At 68.9% G+C, this 16,948-nt stretch carries 15 protein-coding genes and 1 tRNA gene; 8 read left to right on the forward strand and 8 right to left on the reverse strand.

Annotation, left to right across the window (positions count from 1 at the left end; genetic code table 11):
* Positions 1–16: 16 nt before the first annotated feature.
* Positions 17–2,314: a PTS sugar transporter subunit IIC/EAL domain-containing protein gene (locus V6B97_RS05625; protein WP_333505519.1), complete on the forward strand. Its 2,298-nt coding sequence runs from the start codon at positions 17–19 to the stop codon at positions 2,312–2,314.
* Between the two features lie 153 nt (positions 2,315–2,467).
* Here the strand turns inward: V6B97_RS05625 and thiC are convergent, their stop codons facing one another.
* The gene (thiC, locus tag V6B97_RS05630) at positions 2,468–3,757 is read right to left on the reverse strand and encodes a phosphomethylpyrimidine synthase ThiC (RefSeq protein WP_333505520.1); all 1,290 of its coding nucleotides are present in this window, start codon (positions 3,755–3,757) and stop codon (positions 2,468–2,470) included.
* Positions 3,758–3,995: 238 nt separating this feature from the next.
* On the opposite strand from thiC, the gene V6B97_RS05635 reads away from it, so the two are divergent.
* Positions 3,996–4,973, forward strand: a complete 978-nt coding sequence (locus tag V6B97_RS05635) for a glycosyltransferase (protein WP_333505521.1) — start codon at positions 3,996–3,998, stop codon at positions 4,971–4,973.
* Between the two features lie 159 nt (positions 4,974–5,132).
* Here V6B97_RS05635 and V6B97_RS05640 read toward each other — a convergent pair whose 3' ends face one another.
* Both V6B97_RS05640 and V6B97_RS05645 read right to left on the reverse strand, forming a co-directional pair.
* A complete protein-coding gene (locus V6B97_RS05640; RefSeq protein WP_333505522.1) occupies positions 5,133–5,654 on the reverse strand; it encodes a hypothetical protein in 522 nt (173 codons plus the stop codon).
* Positions 5,655–5,723: 69 nt separating this feature from the next.
* Positions 5,724–6,623, reverse strand: a complete 900-nt coding sequence (locus V6B97_RS05645) for a hypothetical protein (protein ID WP_333505523.1) — start codon at positions 6,621–6,623, stop codon at positions 5,724–5,726.
* Positions 6,624–6,779: 156 nt separating this feature from the next.
* Between V6B97_RS05645 and V6B97_RS05650 the strand changes: the two genes are divergently transcribed.
* Positions 6,780–8,300: a radical SAM protein gene (locus tag V6B97_RS05650; RefSeq protein WP_333505524.1), complete on the forward strand. Its 1,521-nt coding sequence runs from the start codon at positions 6,780–6,782 to the stop codon at positions 8,298–8,300.
* Between the two features lie 191 nt (positions 8,301–8,491).
* Here the strand turns inward: V6B97_RS05650 and purM are convergent, their stop codons facing one another.
* Positions 8,492–9,544: a phosphoribosylformylglycinamidine cyclo-ligase gene (gene purM / locus V6B97_RS05655; RefSeq protein WP_333505525.1), complete on the reverse strand. Its 1,053-nt coding sequence runs from the start codon at positions 9,542–9,544 to the stop codon at positions 8,492–8,494.
* A gap of 88 nt (positions 9,545–9,632) precedes the next feature.
* Here purM and V6B97_RS05660 point away from each other — a divergent pair, with 88 nt between their 5' ends.
* The 4 genes from V6B97_RS05660 (at position 9,633) to V6B97_RS05675 (ending at position 12,616) form a co-directional block, all read left to right on the forward strand.
* Entirely contained in the window at positions 9,633–10,121 is a 489-nt protein-coding gene (locus V6B97_RS05660) for a hypothetical protein (protein ID WP_333505526.1), read from the forward strand.
* A gap of 43 nt (positions 10,122–10,164) precedes the next feature.
* A complete protein-coding gene (gene amrS / locus V6B97_RS05665) occupies positions 10,165–11,343 on the forward strand; it encodes an AmmeMemoRadiSam system radical SAM enzyme (protein ID WP_333505527.1) in 1,179 nt (392 codons plus the stop codon).
* Positions 11,344–11,346: 3 nt separating this feature from the next.
* Complete coding sequence (locus V6B97_RS05670; RefSeq protein WP_333505528.1) at positions 11,347–11,850, forward strand: cob(I)yrinic acid a,c-diamide adenosyltransferase; 504 nt, start codon at positions 11,347–11,349, stop codon at positions 11,848–11,850.
* A gap of 442 nt (positions 11,851–12,292) precedes the next feature.
* Complete coding sequence (locus V6B97_RS05675) at positions 12,293–12,616, forward strand: hypothetical protein (protein WP_333505529.1); 324 nt, start codon at positions 12,293–12,295, stop codon at positions 12,614–12,616.
* A 140-nt stretch (positions 12,617–12,756) separates the two neighbouring features.
* On the opposite strand, the gene V6B97_RS05680 is transcribed toward V6B97_RS05675, so the two are convergent.
* The 3 genes from V6B97_RS05680 to V6B97_RS05690 form a co-directional block, all read right to left on the reverse strand.
* Complete coding sequence (locus tag V6B97_RS05680) at positions 12,757–14,175, reverse strand: ATP-binding protein (RefSeq protein WP_333505530.1); 1,419 nt, start codon at positions 14,173–14,175, stop codon at positions 12,757–12,759.
* A gap of 342 nt (positions 14,176–14,517) precedes the next feature.
* Positions 14,518–14,736 (reverse strand): translation initiation factor IF-1, encoded by a 219-nt coding sequence (infA, locus tag V6B97_RS05685; protein WP_012611350.1) that lies wholly within the window; start codon positions 14,734–14,736, stop codon positions 14,518–14,520.
* A gap of 100 nt (positions 14,737–14,836) precedes the next feature.
* Positions 14,837–15,103: an RNA recognition motif domain-containing protein gene (locus V6B97_RS05690; RefSeq protein WP_007521357.1), complete on the reverse strand. Its 267-nt coding sequence runs from the start codon at positions 15,101–15,103 to the stop codon at positions 14,837–14,839.
* Between the two features lie 472 nt (positions 15,104–15,575).
* On the opposite strand from V6B97_RS05690, the gene V6B97_RS05695 reads away from it, so the two are divergent.
* Positions 15,576–15,652, forward strand: a tRNA-Pro gene (locus V6B97_RS05695).
* Positions 15,653–15,795: 143 nt separating this feature from the next.
* Here V6B97_RS05695 and V6B97_RS05700 read toward each other — a convergent pair.
* Positions 15,796–16,881 carry a hypothetical protein gene (locus V6B97_RS05700; RefSeq protein WP_333505531.1) on the reverse strand — a complete coding sequence of 362 codons (1,086 nt, stop codon included), beginning with the start codon at positions 16,879–16,881 and terminating at the stop codon, positions 15,796–15,798.
* Between the last annotated feature and the right edge of the window lie 67 nt (positions 16,882–16,948).

The following is a 16,948-nucleotide window of genomic DNA, read 5'->3' on the forward strand; positions in this document are numbered from 1 at the left end:
CCACCAAGGAGACACCATGAAGGCGGGCACCGCCGAAGAAACCGCATCCCGGACCAGGTCCGGGGAGCGGACCACGGAAGGCGCGGCGGCCGCCGCTCCCTCCCCGTGGCGTTCGCTGGCGGCGGCCTTTGCCGACGTCACCGAGCGCGTGGCCGACCTGCCCGTGGTCATCGCGGTGCAGCGCGGGCTGGCGCTGGTGCTGCCGCTGATCATGGTGGGGGCCTTCGCGCTGATGGTGCGCCACGCCCCCCTGCCCCTGCTGCGCGACGGGCTGGACGCCCTGTTCGGCCCCGGATGGATCACGGTGTGCGACGCCCTGTTCTCCGGCTCGTTCGGCATCGCCGCGCTGGCCGTGCTGTGCGCCTTCAGCGGCACCATGGCCATGGTCTACAACCAGCGGCGCGGCGGCCAGTTCGTCAGCCCCATCATGGCCGCGGTCGTCGTGCTGGCCTGCTTCTTCGTGGTCACCGCACCGGCGGACACCATGCCGTGGCGCGACATGTTTTCCCTGGGCAAGGGACTGCTGCTGGCCTTCGCCGTCTCCATGGGCGGGGCGTGGCTGTTCCTGCGCCTGGCGGACGTCAAGGCGCTGCAACTGCCGCTGGAGGCCGTGGGGCACGACCCGGTGGTGCGCGACATCCTCACCGTCATGCCGGCGGGCATGCTGACCATCGTGGCCTTCGGCTTGCTGCGCGCGGCCCTGGTGGCCGCCGGCATCACCGACCTGCACGCCGCCGCCAGCGCCGCCATGGCCCGGGCGTTCCTGGGGGCGGGCAACGATCTCGGCCTGGGGCTCGCCTACGTGGGGCTGTCGCAGGGGCTGTGGTTCTTCGGGGCGCACGGGCCCAACCTGCTCTTTCCCATCGAGGAGTCCATCTTCGCCCCGGCCGGGGCGGCCAATGCCGTCGCCCTGGCAGCCGGACAGGCCCCGCCCTTCGTGCTGACCAAGACCTTCTTCGACGTGTTCACGCGCATGGGCGGCTCCGGCGGCACGCTGTGCCTCATCGCGGCCATCCTGTACGCCGGGCGCGACAGCGGCACCCGCAGGCTGGCCCTGATGGCCCTGCTGCCCGCGCTGTGCAACGTCAACGAGCCGTTGCTGTTCGGCATCCCCATGGTCATGAACCCGGTGTACCTGGTCCCCTTCCTGCTGGTGCCGCTGGCGCAGACCGTGACCGCCCATGCGGCCACCCTGCTGCATCTGGTGCCGTACACCCTGCCCGACGTCGTCTGGACCACCCCGCCCCTGCTGAACGGATACGCGGCCACGGGCTCCGTGGCCGGTTCGCTGATGCAGGTGTTCAACCTGGGTCTGGGCGTGGCCCTGTACCTGCCCTTCGTCCGCCTGTCCGACGAACTGCGCGAACGGCACGGCAGACGCATCCTGGCCGAACTGCTGCGAACGGCCAACGGCAGCGAGGTGGGGCCGGGCGGGCGCAAGTGCCTTGACCGGCCCGGCGAGCAGGGGCGCATCGCCGCGTCGCTGGCCAACGACCTGGCCGCCGCCCTGGCCCGCGACGGCGAACTGTTCCTGGAATACCAGCCCCAGATCGGGGTGGACGGCCGCCCGTACGGGGCCGAGGCCCTGCTGCGCTGGCGCCATCCGGCCTACGGGCGCATCGCGCCGCCCATCGCCGTGGCCCTGGCGGAAGACACGGGCATCATCGACCGGCTGGGGATGTTCGGGTTGCACCGCGCCTGCGCCCGGCGCATGGCCTGGGCCGGCCAGGTGCCCGACGACTTCGTCATGTCGGTCAACGTCGCCCCCCGCCAGTTGCAGAACCCGCGCCTCGACCACGACGTGCTGTCCGTGCTGGCGCGCACGGGCCTTGCCCCCCACCTGCTGGAACTGGAACTGACCGAATCCACCGTGCTGCTGCCCGACGCGCGCACCGTGGCGGCCCTGCGCCGCCTGCGCGCGAAGGGAGTGCGCGTGGCCATCGACGACTTCGGCATGGGGCACGCCTCGCTGCGCTACCTGCGCCACTTCCCGGTGGACACGGTGAAGATCGACCGATCGCTCACCGAGGCCAGCCACGGCGACGTCAACGAACACATCGTGCGCAGCATCGTGGACCTGGCCCGCAGCCTGGACATCACCACCGTGGTGGAAGGGGTGGAGCAGCGCGAGCAGTTCGAGCGCTTCGCGGAACTGGGCTGCCAGGTCTTCCAGGGGTACCTGTTCAGCCGGCCGGTGAGCGCCGCCCGGTGCCTGGAAGTGGTGGCCGGGTGGACCGAAGACGCCGCCCGGACTCCGGACGCGGCGCACAACGGGGCACAGGACAAGGCGCGAGCGCTTCCCGGCGGGGCGTAGCGGACCGGTCCTTTTCCCTTCCCTCCCGCCTCCCCTGCCGCATCCGCCGGAAGAAAACGGGAAGGATGCGGGCATCCCCCCCGTTTCCGGATTCCGGCTGTGGCCGCCCGGCCCAGGCTGTCAGTGCAGGCCGGGCGGTACCGGCGCGCGGCGCTACAGCGCGCCCTGCGGGTCGTCGCGCAGCATCTTCACCGCGCAGAACTTGCCGCACATGGCGCATTCCTCTTCGTTGCGGTGCTCGCCACGGCGGGCGTCCACCATTTCCGGGTCGAGGGCGCGGCGCTTCATCCCTTCCCAGTCCAGGGCCATGCGGGCCTGGGACATGCCCGCCTCGCGCTCCAGCGCGTGGCGGCGGCCAAGGGCCACCTCGCCCGCCTGCGCGGCGATGCGCGAGGCCATGACCCCGGCCTTCACGTCCTCGATGGTGGGCAGGGTAAGGTGTTCGGCGGGGGTGAGGTAGCACAGAAAGTCCACCCCGGCGCGCACGCCGATGGCCCCGCCGATGGCCCCCGCGATGTGGTCGTAGCCCGGCGAGCTGTCGATGGTCAGCGGCCCGAGCACGTACAGCGGGGCATTGTTGGTCAGCTTCTTGATGCCGACGATCTGCGCCTCCACCTCGTGCATGGGCACGTGGCCGGGGCCCTCGATCATGCACTGCACGCCCTCGGCCAGGCCCGCCTTGGCGAGACGCCCCAGCATCATCACCTCTTCCCACTGGGCGGCGTCGCCCGCGTCGGCCCCGGCGCCGGGGCGCAGGCCGTCGCCCAGCGACAGGGTGACGTTGTGTTTGCGGGCTATCTCAAGGATGCGGCCGTACTGCTCCAGCAGGGGGTTCTCCTTGCCGTTCCTGCGCATCCAGCGGGCCAGGATGGAACCGCCGCGCGAGACGATGCCCAGCACCCGGCCGCCCTCGGTGGCCCATTGGGCGCCGCGCCGGGTCAGGCCGCAGTGCACGGTCATGAAGTCCACGCCCTGTTCGGCCTGCATCTCGATTTCGGCGAACAGTTCTTCCGGGTCCATGCCCGCCGGGTCCTTGCCCTTGTCCAGGTACTTCTGGGCCACGGAGTACAGCGGCACGGTGCCCAGCGGCAGCGGGCAGGCGGCCAGCATGCCCTTGCGGATGGCCAGCAGGTCGCCCGCGATGGAAAGGTCCATCACGGTGTCGGCCCCGGCGGCCAGGGCGGCGGCCAGCTTTTCTATTTCACGGTCGGGATTGTTGCACAGGGGCGAGGTGCCGATGTTGGCGTTGACCTTCACGCGGGAAGGCTGGCCGACAAGCAGCGGGCGCAACGAAGGGTGCGACGGGTTGCCCAGCAGCACCATGGTGCCGCGTTCGATACCGTCGCGGATGGTCTGGGGCGCAAGGCCCTCGTCCGCGGCCAGGGCCGCGAGGTGGGTGTCGAGAACGCCCGCGAGCGCGGTGTTCCGGGTAAGGATGGACATGATGGTCCCCGCTGCTGACTCAGCGGGAAGGGGCCGGTGACGCCGACAACACGACGGCTCAGCACTATCCGTTCGCGCGGCCGCTGGCAAGGGGGAAAGGCGGCGCGGCTGCAGGGGCTGCCGCCGGGTCACCCCGTCCGCCGGGGTCATTCCCGGATCAGGCCCGGATCAGGCCCGCGTTGCGCCCGCCGCCACGGCACGGTATACCCCGGCCATGACTGGCGAACACCAAAGGCCCTTGCGCAAGCTGCTCTGGATCGGCAGCCCGTTCTTTTCGCAGGCCCTGCGCGACGAGGGCTGGCAGGTGCACGCCATGGACTTCCAGCAGGTGGCCGTGTTCGGCTGGGACGATCTGATGCGCGCGGCGGGCTGGGAACCCGACGTGGTGGTGGTGGCGGACAAGAGCCGCCCCCCCTTCGTGCTGGGCATGGAATCGTTCCCGTGCCTGACGGTATTCTACTGCGTGGATTCGCACATCCACAGCTGGTACCCGCTGTACGCCCAGGCCTTCGACGTGTGCCTGATGAGCCTGCGCGACCACATCCCGCTGGTGGCCGACCGGCGCCTGTCGGACGAACGCATCTGGTGGACGCCCGCCTTCGCCAAGGACGCGGACCTGCCCCGCCCCCCCGCGCCGGAATGGGACCTGCTGTTCGTGGGCACGGTGGACGCGGCGCGCACCCCGGCGCGCCACGCCTTCCTGCAACGGCTGGGCGAACGCCTGCCCGGCCTGCACGTGACGCGGGGCGACTACCGGGCGCTGTACCCGCGCGCACGGCTGCTCCTGAACTATTGCGAGCACGGCGACCTGAACTTCCGGGTGTTCGAGGCTCTTGGCTGCGGCGGATGCCTGGTCACCCCGCGCACCGGCCACGGGCTGACCGACCTGTTCGAGGACGGGCGCGACCTCTTGCTGTACGAGCCGGACGACATCGACAGCCTGCTGAAGGTGACCGGTGCGGCACTGGCCGATCCCGCCCAGTGCGCGCGCATTGCCGCCAGCGGGCTGGCCAAGGTGGACGGGGCCCACCGGGCGCGCCACCGGGCGCGCGACTTCACCGCCCGGCTGCGCGGCCTGCCGGACGGCGTCGTGGCCGAGCGCCTCGCCCAGGCCGGAGACATCCGCCGCAACCACCTGCGCCTGATCTACCTGCTGCTGGCCGAGCAGATGCCCTCGCCCCTGCTGCGCGAGGCGTATCTGGCCGCCTCGCGCTGAACGCGAAACCGCCCGGCGGCCGCGCGGCGCACCGGGCGTGTACGCTCCGGACATTCGGGTCAAACGGGTCAGGCAGGGCAGGCAGGCGAGGCAGGCAAGAAGACCAGACGGGCAAAACAGGCAGGACTGACAGAACTGGCAGAACTGACAGGACGCGGTTCAGGCCGCGCCCTCGCCGCCTTCCGCCGGGGCGGGAACCTCTTCCGGCACCGCGCCCCCCTTGGCCTGCCGCCTGTGCTCGTCGCGCTCCGCGCGCAGCACGTCGGGCGGGATGAAGCCCAGCAGGGCCAACACCTCTTCCGGCGGCAGGGGATTGCCGGTATTGCGGCGGTAGGCTTCGGCCTTGGCAACCTGGTCGGCGTCCACCAGCCCCTTGCGCATCAGCCGGTCGGTCAGGCTCTCGCGCAGTTCCGTGGCGGTCTGCGTGACGGCGTCGCGCAGTTGCCGGGCGCGGTCGGCCTCGTGCTCGGCATGAGCGTGCAGGCGGCCGCGCATGGCGGCCACGCGGGATTGCAGGTTGCCGAACTCCTCGGTCAGGTTGGCAAGGCGCAGTTCCATGAGTTGGATGTCGCGCTCCAGGGCCGCCTCGGCCAGGCGCGGGGCGCCCGCGCCGCCGCGCAGCCTGGCGTACAGCAGCACCGCTGCCACGCAGCAGGCCAGCAGTATGTAGACGATGTCCATGCGTCCTCCGCCCTTGCGCAGCCGATTCGTCGCAACGGGTCTGGCGCACCGGATATGGCGCAGCGAGTCCTAGTCGTCCAGCTTGAGGTCCGGCAGACCACGCCCGGCGCGGTCGTCAGCCCCCCGTTCGCGGGCGTCACCCCCTCGTTCGTGGGCTTCGCGGTGGGCGGCCCAGTCTGACCGGTGGGAGCGGTCTGACCGGTCGGAGCGGTCGTCGCCGAAGGAAAGCAGGTCCGGCCCGGCGGCTCCGTCCGGCTGCGTCTCGCGGTTGTCGTCGGGTTCGCGGGACGGCCCGCCGAAGGCGGAGGTATCCAGCCCCGAAGTGTCCAGCCCGGCCCCCCTGCCGCGCGGTGCGCCCGATGCCGGTCCACCCAGGTCGAGACTGGGCAGTTCCACCTCGTGCATGACGGCCTCGCGCGGGGCGGCGTGGGGCTGCGCCGTGGCGTACCCGCCGTCCTGCCCGAAACCGGATACCCCGTCCTGTCCGAAGCCGGGCACGCCGTCTTGCCTGAAGCCGGGCACGCCGGCCTGGCTACGGTCCACCAGTTCCACGGGCTCCTCGAAGTCCATGGCCAAGCCGCCCGGCAGGGTGGAATCGCCGTCCTCCTGCACCAGTCCGTACAGCGGGTCGGCGTCCTTGCCATATCCCGCGCCGTAGCCCACATCGGTGCGGGCGTCGGGTCCGGTGCCGTACTGCACGTGGTACTGCCCGGCCGGTTCGTCGAATACGTCGGCCCCGGCATCCGCGCCGGGGGTGGCGGGCAGTCCGGCGGCGGCCGCGCGCTGGGCGCGGGCCAGTTCGTTCACCCGCGCCTCCAGCGTGCGCAGGCCCGAGGCCAGTGCGGCGTGCTCGTCGCGCATGCCGCGCGCAAGCTCGTCCATGCCGCGCAGCACGAAGTAGAACATCACCAGCAATCCCGCGAAGCACAGCAGGATGAACATCATGAACATGGTGGCGTTGTCGAACATGGTTTCTTTTCTCTCCCGGAAAAAAAAGGCGGCATTTCCCCGGCCACCGGCCAGCGGGCCGGATATGCACTTGCCGGGGAACCCCGCTTGCAGTAACCATCCGGCACCTAGCACATCCCACGCTGCACCACAATACATGAGAACAAAGGGCACCACATGGCCTCATCCAATATCCGCCCCTACCTCGTCGTGGCCGACGAGAACGGCGAAATCTACGACCACCCGGACCTGCTGATGGTCTGTCGGCGCGGGCACGAATTCGCCCTGCCCCGCCCCGACGAACTGATGCCCCTGCCCGACGAGAGCGAACTGTTCCTGCTGCCCGGCCGCCGGGCCGTGGGGCTGGACCCGGAAACGGGCGAGGCCGTCGGCATGGACGAACTGGCGGTGGCCGCGTTCGCCGCGCCCGCGCACACCCTGACCGCCCACCCCGCCTACGTCAGCGAACCGGACGCCCCCACCCTGCCCCTGTTCGCCTACGGGGCCGTGGGCTTCGCCAATGGCCGCTTCTACGTGTGCGCGCGGCGGGTGGACGAATCCAACCGCCAGGTGTTCCGGGGCATCCACCGCAAGAAGGTGGAACAGACCGCCCGCGAACTGATGCGCCGCTACCCGGACAACCGGCTGATGCAGCACCTGACCGCCAAGTGCGCCCTGACCTATTCCTGCCCGGCCGCGCGCAACCTGTGCCTTGGCCGCTACGAGGCCCCGCTGCCCGTATCGCGCGCGTGCAACGCCCGCTGCGTGGGGTGCATCTCGCAGCAGGAGGCCGGGTCGCGCATCTGCGCCACGCCGCAGAACCGCATGGCCTTCACCCCCACGGCCCCGGAAATCGTGGAGGTGATGCGCCACCACGCCCGCAACGAGGTCCGCGAGCCGGTCTTTTCCTTCGGGCAGGGCTGCGAGGGCGAACCGCTGACCGAGGCCCCGCTGATCGAGGAGGCGGTGCGCCTGTTCCGCGCCGAGGGCGGGCGCGGCACGGTGAACCTGAACTCCAACGCCTCGCTGCCGGGGGCGGTGGAGCGCATCGCCAAGGCGGGCCTGACCTCGCTGCGGGTCAGCCTGAACAGCGCCCGCGAAGAGCCGTACACCCGCTACTACCGCCCGCACGGCTACACCCTGGCCGACGTGCGCGACAGCATCGCCACGGCGCGGCGGGGCGGGGTGTTCGTCTCGCTGAACCTGCTGTATTTTCCCGGCGTCACCGACACCGAGCCGGAACTGGAAGCCCTGCTGGACATGATCCGCACCTGCGGGGTCAGCTTCATCCAGTTGCGCAACCTGAACATCGACCCGGAAATGTACCTGGAACTGCTGAAGGGCGTGGAATTCGGCCCCAGCATGGGCCTCGTCAACTTCCGCAAGCGGCTGCGCCGGGAATGTCCGTGGCTGGGCTTCGGCTACTTCAACCCATACCTGGGCGACCGGGCGGAGTTGACGGAGCGGGGCGTTCCCATGCCCGGCGAGTGGCGGCCGACGCCCCTGGCCGACCTGCTGCGCGACGCGCCCGAGGCCGAGCCCGACGGGGACAGGAACGCGACGACCGAAGACCTGAGCGGCGTGGAAGACACCGAGCCCGACGACGCGGACGAAGGCCTGCCCCAAGGGCACCTGGAACCGGGACCGCACGACGGCGTACCTGACGACGACGATCAGGCCTGCGGCTGCGAGGATTGATGCAACTCGCGCCGCTGCCAGACAGGGATATGACTGCACCATGACAGCACCATGACAGCACAACGGGCCGGAACCACGAGGTTCCGGCCCGTTCTTCATTCCGTGGGACATCTCCGTCCTGCCCCGGTGAAAAAGAACGGGGCCGCTCCCGAAGGAACGGCCCCGACGAAAGGACAATCTGGAAACAGTGCCTAGAAGGCCACCTGCACCTGCTCCGCCGTCTTGTCGCGGCGGCGGCCGATGGCGCCGATGCGCCAGGCCTGGGCGTGCATGGCGTTGACCCGGCCCAGCACCTCGTCGCACACGTCGGGCGAGACGATCATGATGTAGCCGATGCCGCAGTTGAATATCTGCAACATTTCCGGCCAAGTCAGGTTGCCCTGGGCCAGCAGCCAGTTGAACACCGGCGGCACGGTCCACGAGCCGAAATCGATATGCGCCTCCACGGTGGCGGGCAGCACGCGGGGAATGTTGTCGTAGAAGCCGCCGCCGGTTACGTGCACCATGCCCTTGATGTCGAAGTCGCGCATCACCGAGCGCACGATGTCCACGTAGATGGCGGTGGGTTCCAGCAGCACGTCGGCCACGGTGCGGTCCGAGCCGGGCAGCGGGTCGTCGCCGCCCAGGCCGCTCTGGGCCAGCACCTTGCGGGCCAGGCTGTAGCCGTTGGAGTGCAGGCCGGTGGAGGCGATGCCGATGATGGCGTCGCCCACGCGGATGGACGAGCCGTCCACGATGCGCGTATTGTCCACGAGGCCCACGCAGAATCCGGCCAGGTCGTATTCGCCGGGGGCGTACATTTCGGGCATTTCGGCGGTCTCGCCGCCCAGCAGGGCGCACCCGGAACGGCGGCACCCCTCGGCCACGCCGGAGATGACGCTGGCGGCCACGTCCACGTCCAGCTTGCCTGTGGCGAAATAGTCGAGGAAGAACAGAGGCTTGGCCCCCTGCACCAGAATGTCGTTGACGCTCATGGCCACCAGGTCGATGCCCACGGTGTCGTGCCTGCCGAACTGGAAGGCGCACTTGAGCTTGGTGCCCACGCCGTCGGTGGAGGAGACGAGGACCGGTTCGTCCATCCCCGCAAGGTCCGGCTTGAACAGGCCGCCGAACCCGCCGATGTCGGATATCACGCCATTGGTGTGCGTGCGGGCAACGATGGATTTGATGCGCGACACGAGGGCGTTGCCGGCGTTGATATCCACCCCCGCATCGGTGTAGGCTTTGGAACGGTCCTCAGACATTGACGTCGGCTCCTTGGGTCGTCTGGCTCCGGATTTTCCGGAAGCCCTTCATAGGCTTTTACCCCCCGAAGCGCAAGAGGAACACGCCATGAAACCCTTGCTGGCACGGGCCTTCTCCTATGGTATACTGGCAGCGGCCATACTGTCCACAGCGGTATTGCCGGGTGTTGCGGCCGCCCGCGAGGGTGCGGCCGCGCAGGCGGAACGCCACACGCTCATGGCGGAATCCGTGACCGGCTCCACGGGCGCGGAGGGAAGCATCCCGCCGCAACAGGAGCGTCCCCGCCACGACACCATCATGGGCACCGGCGGCGACCAGTCGTACATCGGGCGCGACCCGGACACCGGCGACCGGATCATGGAATCCAAGGGGCCGCCCCGGCACCAGGACATGCCGCAGCAGCAGGTGCCCATGATCATCGCGCCCGAAATCAACGTGAACGGCACGTGGGGCCAGCCGCAGGGCGGCTACGGCGGCAACTGGAACCAGCAGAAGCCCGGGGATTCGGGGAACCGGGGCGGCGTCATGCGGCCCACGCCCCTGCCATCCGGCGGCATTGGGACGGGCAGGCGGTAGCAACCGCGCCGCCCTTCACTCTCCCTCGCCAAGGACCACCGCCATGCTCGATGCACGCCTCTGGAAGCCCCTGCCTCCCCCCGACGTCGCTGGCACCACTGGCACCACCGGCGCCGCATCCCCGGATGCGGGCGTGGCGCGCGTGCAATGTCGCCTGTGCAGCCACTACTGCGTCATCCCGGCGGGCGGCTCGGGCCGCTGCGGGGTGCGGGTGAATCGGCCGGACATGTCAGGGCCAGACGTGTCAGGGCCAGACGTGCCGGGGCCAGACACACCGGGGCCGGATGCGCCGCCGGGAACCGCTCCCGTGGGCAGGCTGTTCACCCTGGTGGGCGACAACGTGGCCGCCGTGAACCTGGACCCGGTGGAAAAGAAGCCGCTGTTCCACTTCATGCCGGGCACGCTCACCTATTCCTTCGGCACCATGGGCTGCAACCTTTCCTGCGGCTTCTGCCAGAACTGGTCGTTGTCGCGCCCGCCGGCGGAAGAAGGCATCGTGCGCGGCCAACGCACCACCCCGGCCCGGCTGGTGGCCGAGGCCAGGGCCAGCGGCGCGGCGTCGGTGTCGTTCACCTATTCCGAGCCCACCATCTTCTTCGAGCTGATGAGCGACACGGCGGACACCGCCCGCGCCGCCGGGCTTGCCACCATCATGGTCTCCAACGGGTTCCAGTCGCCGGAATGCCTGGCCGAACTGGAACACCGCATCGACGCGGCCAACATCGACCTGAAGGCGTTCACCGAACGCTTCTACGCCGAACAGTGCGGCGCGCGGCTGAAGCCGGTGCTGCACACCCTGCGCACCATCGCCCGCATGGGCTGGTGGCTGGAGGTGACCACCCTGCTCATCCCCGGCCTGAATGACGACCCGGCCGAGGTGCGCGACATGGCCCGGTTCATCCGCGACGAACTGGGCCCCGGCGTGCCGTGGCACCTTTCGCGCTTCCACCCGGCCTACCGCCTGACCGACCGCCCCCCCACGCCGCCCGCCACGCTGGAGCGCGCCTGGGAGATCGGCCGCGAGGAAGGGCTGCACTTCGTCTATCTTGGTAACATGCCGGGCAACGTGCCGGGCCACCCCGCCGAATCCACCCACTGTCCCGCCTGCGGCGCGCTGTTCGCCCGGCGCGAAGGCTTTCACACCCACCTGCCCGCCTCGCCGCGGTGTGCCCGTTGCGGGGCCGCCGTGCCGGGAGTGGGCTGGGACACCCCGGAGAACTGACGCATGCTGCTGATATATACCGGCAACGGCAAGGGAAAGACGTCCGCCTGCGTGGGGCAGGCCATCCGCGCCCTGGGGCAGGGCCTGACCGTGGCCTTCGGGCAGTTCATGAAACGCCCCGGCCAGGCAGGCGAGCAGGCGATGCTGGACCGGCTGCTGGGCGAACGCTTCCGCGCCGGAGGCAAGGGATTCCTGCGGCGCGAGGAGGACCGCCCCGCCCACCGCAAGGCCGCGCTGGACCTGCTGCAATGGGCCGAAGACATCCTGCCCGAGGTGGACATGCTGGTGCTGGACGAAACCCTGTACGCCCTGGGCTACTGCATCGTGACCAACGAAGAAGTGGAATGCCTGCTGGAACTGGCGGAAACGCAATGCAAGCACCTGGTGTTGTCCGGGCGCGGGCTGCCCGGCTGGCTGGCCGAGCGGGCCGACCTGGTCACCGAGATGAACGAGGTGAAGCACCCGTGGCAGAAGGGGGTGCAGGCGACCAAGGGCATCGAATTCTAGGGGACGTCTCCAAATTGTCTTTTCGTCCGTTGGCTGACCGACCCGAAGGGCGCGAAGCGTGGCCGTTGGGCGAGCTTGCGAGCTCTACGGCCATCGTGCGCAACGCGGTCAAACTTCGCCTGCCATAGCGTTGCTGTCCTTATCCGTAAGACTCGCGCTGCGCGCTCGCCTAACGGCCAAGGCTCGGTCGAATACGATAAGAGCGCGTTGCGGTCCTCATCCGTAAGGCTCGAAGACTCGCCAACGGATGAGGCATATTCCCTCATGGCAGGCTCGTTTTCCTTGCCAACGAACGAAAATCCTAATTTGGAGAAAAGTCCCTGGGGGCGGTGTTCCGGAACTGCATGACGCCACCGTTCTGCGCAAATCATTGCGGCGCCGTCGTTATGTGCCTATATGATACCAAAGGGTATCGGATTTCCCGCAACACGAAGGAGGCACTATGGAACCCATCGCCATGACCTCGTTCACCGGAGCTTCGGGCAAGGCCTACACCTTCGCGGTGTACCCGCTGGGCACCCCCCTGGCCGACTTCAGCGGGGTGTTCATGTTCGCCCGCAAGCCGCAGGCGGTGCTGGACACGGGCTACAGCCCCATGTTCATCGGACACTCGGCGGAGTTGGGCAGCCACCTCGGCAGGCACGACAAGCGCGCCGCCGCCGTGGGCCAGGGCGCGGACTGTCTGTGCGTGCACCCGGCCGATGAGGGGGAACGCGCCGTCATCGCCGCGGACCTGCTGCAATCGCACCCCACCCCCTGCAACTGACGCGGCGCGGCGCGCCCCGCCGGGCATCGCGCGGACGCCGCCGGATGTCGATCCCGCTCCCGTTCCCGGTCCTGTAAACACCAGGCCCCCGCCAGCGTTGCCGGCGGGGGCTTTGCCATGCGGAAAGGGAACGACGCGCCCTACCCGGCCATGCGGCGCACCGCGTCGAGAAAGCGCGAGCGCAACGCCTCGCCCATCAGCGTCCGCTTCACCGGGCCAAGGCGCAGAAAGCCGCCCACCAGCCCGCGCATGAATTCCTGCGTGCGGCTGTTGGGGTTGTCGAAGACCAGGTTCTGCAGGGTGCCGCGCTCCAGGCTCTGCAAGATGACCCGCTCGAAGCTGTCCGCCGGGTGCAGCACCTTGCGCTGGCGCGGATGCAGCCGCAGCGCCCCGGTGGGGCATTTCAGGGCGCAGGCCCCGCAGCCCAGACAGTACGCCTCGTCCACCACACAACGCCGGTCGCGCTTGCGGCCGTCGGACGGCACGGGCAGCGACACCGCGTCGATGGGGCAGGCCCGCCCGCACAGGCCGCAGCCGTTGCACAGGCTGGCGTCGCACCGGGCGATGAACGACGAGGTGACCAGCACCCCGGCGTGTCCCCACTGGCGGATGCCCTGCATGAGGTTGCAGCAGCAGCCGCAGCAGTGACAGATGAACCCCACGCCCTGTTGCACGTTGTCGGCAGACAGGGTGAAGCCGAGGTCGCGCGAGCGGGCCAGGATGTCGTGCATGGCCGCCTTGTCGATGCGCCGTGCGAAGCCGTGCCGGATCAGGTATTCCGCGCCGGACCCCATGGAGGTGCAGGTCTCCATGTCCACGTCGCACTGGCGGGTGCCCAGGTGGTGCTTTTCGTGGCGGCACGAGCACAAGCCCACGGCAAAGGTGCGCTGTTCCTCCACCAGCGTGGCGGCGCGCTCGTAGTCCAGGATTTCCACGTGGTCGCCCAGGGTTTCCTGGTGCGGCAGGGCGCGCATGACCGAGACGCGCTGCCCGTCGCCGAAGTTGGCGTCCATGAAGGCCCGGTCGCCGAACATGTAGTCGTGGAACAGTTCCGCCCAGCGCCTGCTGGGCAGCGCCCCGCCGGTGCGCATCATGGTGAACTCGAAAATGCCGATGACGATAGGGCTGATCATGTACAGGCAGCCGTCGTCCAAGGGCTGGGCGTTCGGGGTGGCCGGGACGGCGGGGGTGTGAATGCGGGAGTGGGCGGCGTGACCATGATGCCCGCCATGCCCGTGCTCCGGCACGGCCCGACGTTCGGCGGCCCCGGTTGCGTTGATCGCGTGGTCGCCGTCCTCGCGGATATCCAGCACCAGCCCCTTGTCGCACAGCCGGTCCAGCAGCGGTTGCAATCGGGCGCGCGGCATGCCCGTGACCCGTTCCAGCCGCTCCATGGACGACGGACGGTACGGCATGCGCACCACCAGTTCCGCTTCCTCCGGCGTATACAGTTCGCGCAGCATGGCGTGGAAGGCGTCGTTCCACGGAGTGCGCACGGGCGTGTTGTCGATGGCGTGGCCGAGGCGGCGGTAGATGTCCCTGGCGGCGATGTGTCCCATGAACGGCTCCGGAGAGGGTGCGAAAAAATGGGGGAAGCGTGGCGACCGTCTTCGCCCCACACCGCAATGCCCCATGCGGCCGGGGGTGTCAAAGCCCGCGCTCCGGCGTCCTTTCGCATCTTCACCTCGCCGCCCTGCCGCCCGCCGCGTCCATCGTCCGAGCCCGCTCCGATGACGCCCGTGCCCAGACGCCCGTCAGCCAGCCGCCGCCATTCTCGCCCAACAGTATCCGACCCGATCCCCATCGCGGGGGGAGGATCGCAAACGAAAAGCCCCCGTGGTCAGGATACCAGCGGGGGCCTTCAGGCTACGGGACACGGCGCGGGGGCCGTGGCGGGCCGCCTAGCGTTCGCGGAACACGATGCGGCCCTTGGTCAGGTCGTAGGGGGACATGGCGACACGCACCTTGTCACCGGGCAGGATGCGGATGCGGAACTTGCGCATCTTGCCGCACAGGTGGCTGAGCACGGTGTGGCCCGTTTCCAGTTCCACCCGGAACAGGGTGCTGGGCAGGGCTTCCTGCACCACGCCCGCCACTTCGAAATAATCGTCTTTTGCCATAGGGGTCTCCTCCGGCTTGTGGCGCGGATCCGCGCCGAAAAGAAAGGGTCCCGCCCGAAATGGGTGGGACCCGGTCCAGACGATAGGGGAGAGCGAAGACCTACCAGCGGGGCTGGCGGGGAGCGCGTTCCTGCGCTTCGTTCACCTTCAGGCTGCGGCCCTGGAAGTCGCGGCCGTCAAGGGCTTCCATGGCGGCGCGGGCGCCGTCGTCATCCATTTCCACGAAGCCGAAGCCACGGGGACGACCGGTTTCGCGGTCCATGATCAGGGCGACGGACTGCACTTCGCCGTGGTTGGAGAACAGGGCGCGCAGGTCGCTTTCGCTGCTGGAGAAGGGAAGGTTGCCGACGTAGAGCTTCTTGGACATGTGTAATACTCCGGAATTTTCTCAGGCTCTTCTTTTCATCTGTCCGGAGCTTTGCACATGCGAAGATCGAACGAGGGAAACAAGAACGCTGCCAATTTGGTAAGGAGATGCGTAAATACGCACCTTCCCCCCTGCCGTCAAGCGTGCCGCACGCAAAATAACGCGCCGCTCCGAAAAAGTTTCCGGTCCGGACTGACGCCTGGGCCGGACGCCTGGGGCAAGAGTTGATGCATTGCGGCATGTTCGCGCATGCCGGGGGCATGGAAATGCCGCAAGAAATATGGAGTACCCACGGTGTGCGAATGGGCACGGGCGTACGGCTCCGGCATCCGCCCTGCGTCCGCGCCCGATGCACCTTCGTTCCGCCACCACGCGCGACAGCACCCGGCCCGGCCACCCTTTCCCCTTGCGCCACGGCACGCTTTCGACTATCTGACCACCGTACGCCACGACGCCACCGCCGTGGCCCCGCCGGAACGTAGCGCAGCCTGGTAGCGCACCTGCCTTGGGAGCAGGGGGTCGCTGGTTCGAATCCAGTCGTTCCGACCATGAAAACAACGGGTTGTGACCATCAGGCACAACCCGTTTCCGCTTTGATGCTCCCGGCCAGCCCGAACCATGGCTGGCGGGTTCGCGCCGTCACGAAATCCGTCCGCGTTCCGATGCGGCGCCCGGCTTCCCTCGCCGCCCCCCTAGCTGAACAGCAGCATCACATACACCATGAACAGCGCCACGTGGGCGGCACCGCTGTGGGCGTTGGTCGAGCCCCCGGTCAACGAGGTCTGGCAGACCATGAACGTCGCCACCAGCAGCAGGATGGACGGCAGGTCCAGCCCCAGCAGCAGGGTTTGCCCGGTCAGCGACGCGATGGCCGCCACCACGGGCACGGTCAGCGATATGGTGGCCAGCACCGATCCCAGCAGCAGGTTCATGGCCCGTTGCACCTGATTCTGGAGAATGGAGTGGAACGCGCCCGCCCCTTCGGGCGACAGGATCAGCAGCGCCACCAGAAAACCGGTGAAGGCCTGCGGCGCGCCCAGGGCGGTCATCAATCCTTGCAGGGGGGCGCTGGACAGCTTGGTCACCCCGATCACCGCCACGAGGTGCACGGCCAGGAACAGGAAGTGCCAGGCCGAGCTGCGTACGGAAGGGATGGCGTGGTGCCCGTCGGAATCCTCGTCCTCGTAGACGAAGAAGCAGCGGTGCGTAACGGTCTGGATGCGCAGGAAATAGACGTATACCAGCAGGCATGCCGCGCTCGCCACCAGCAGTTGCCCGGGGCTCAGCCTGCCGGTGCCCAGCGCGGTGGGCAGGGCCAGCACCATGAGCGCCAGCGGAATGATGGAAATGAGAAAGTGCTTGATGCCCGTGAAGTTGAAGGACTGGTCCGTGTAGCGCTTGCCCCCCAGCAGCAGCGCCACGCCGATGAACCCGCTCATGACGATGATGACCACCGAATAGATGGTGTCGCGCATCAGCGTCTCTCCCGCAGAGCCGGACAGCATCAGGATGCTGATCAGGCTCACCTCCAGCACCACGATGGCCAGGCTGAGGATCAGCGAACCGAACGGCTCGCCGAAGCGGTGGGCCAGCACGTCCGCATGGCGCACCACGCTGAACGCGCTGTACAGTATGGAGAAGAGCGCCAGCGCGTTCAGCGCGGCAAGCACGCCAACCCCGCCGGCCTGCCCCACCCAGTACAGGACGGCGGCGGAAGCCACAGCCACGGGCAGGGAATATTCCTTGTGCCGGGTGTGCCCGGCATGCGCCTCGTTCACTGTGGCCTCCTGTCATGCGCGGCCGAAGCGGCACGCCACTGCGGTTGCGGCTGGCTGAACGGTATCG

This window comes from Nitratidesulfovibrio sp. 1201_IL3209 (assembly GCF_036763125.1).
Lineage (GTDB): Bacteria > Desulfobacterota > Desulfovibrionia > Desulfovibrionales > Desulfovibrionaceae > Cupidesulfovibrio.

Bases quoted from the DNA above. Each gene is read 5' to 3' on its own strand.
- V6B97_RS05625 (WP_333505519.1), top strand. From the start codon at position 17: ATGAAGGCGGGCACCGCCGAAGAAACCGCATCCCGGACCAGGTCCGGG.
- V6B97_RS05670 (WP_333505528.1), top strand. From the start codon at position 11,347: ATGCTGCTGATATATACCGGCAACGGCAAGGGAAAGACGTCCGCCTGC.
- thiC (WP_333505520.1), bottom strand. From the start codon at position 3,757: ATGTCCATCCTTACCCGGAACACCGCGCTCGCGGGCGTTCTCGACACC.
- V6B97_RS05650 (WP_333505524.1), top strand. From the start codon at position 6,780: ATGGCCTCATCCAATATCCGCCCCTACCTCGTCGTGGCCGACGAGAAC.
- V6B97_RS05680 (WP_333505530.1), bottom strand. From the start codon at position 14,175: ATGGGACACATCGCCGCCAGGGACATCTACCGCCGCCTCGGCCACGCC.
- V6B97_RS05660 (WP_333505526.1), top strand. From the start codon at position 9,633: ATGAAACCCTTGCTGGCACGGGCCTTCTCCTATGGTATACTGGCAGCG.
- V6B97_RS05640 (WP_333505522.1), bottom strand. From the start codon at position 5,654: ATGGACATCGTCTACATACTGCTGGCCTGCTGCGTGGCAGCGGTGCTG.
- V6B97_RS05675 (WP_333505529.1), top strand. From the start codon at position 12,293: ATGGAACCCATCGCCATGACCTCGTTCACCGGAGCTTCGGGCAAGGCC.
- infA (WP_012611350.1), bottom strand. From the start codon at position 14,736: ATGGCAAAAGACGATTATTTCGAAGTGGCGGGCGTGGTGCAGGAAGCC.
- amrS (WP_333505527.1), top strand. From the start codon at position 10,165: ATGCTCGATGCACGCCTCTGGAAGCCCCTGCCTCCCCCCGACGTCGCT.
- V6B97_RS05645 (WP_333505523.1), bottom strand. From the start codon at position 6,623: ATGTTCGACAACGCCACCATGTTCATGATGTTCATCCTGCTGTGCTTC.
- purM (WP_333505525.1), bottom strand. From the start codon at position 9,544: ATGTCTGAGGACCGTTCCAAAGCCTACACCGATGCGGGGGTGGATATC.
- V6B97_RS05690 (WP_007521357.1), bottom strand. From the start codon at position 15,103: ATGTCCAAGAAGCTCTACGTCGGCAACCTTCCCTTCTCCAGCAGCGAA.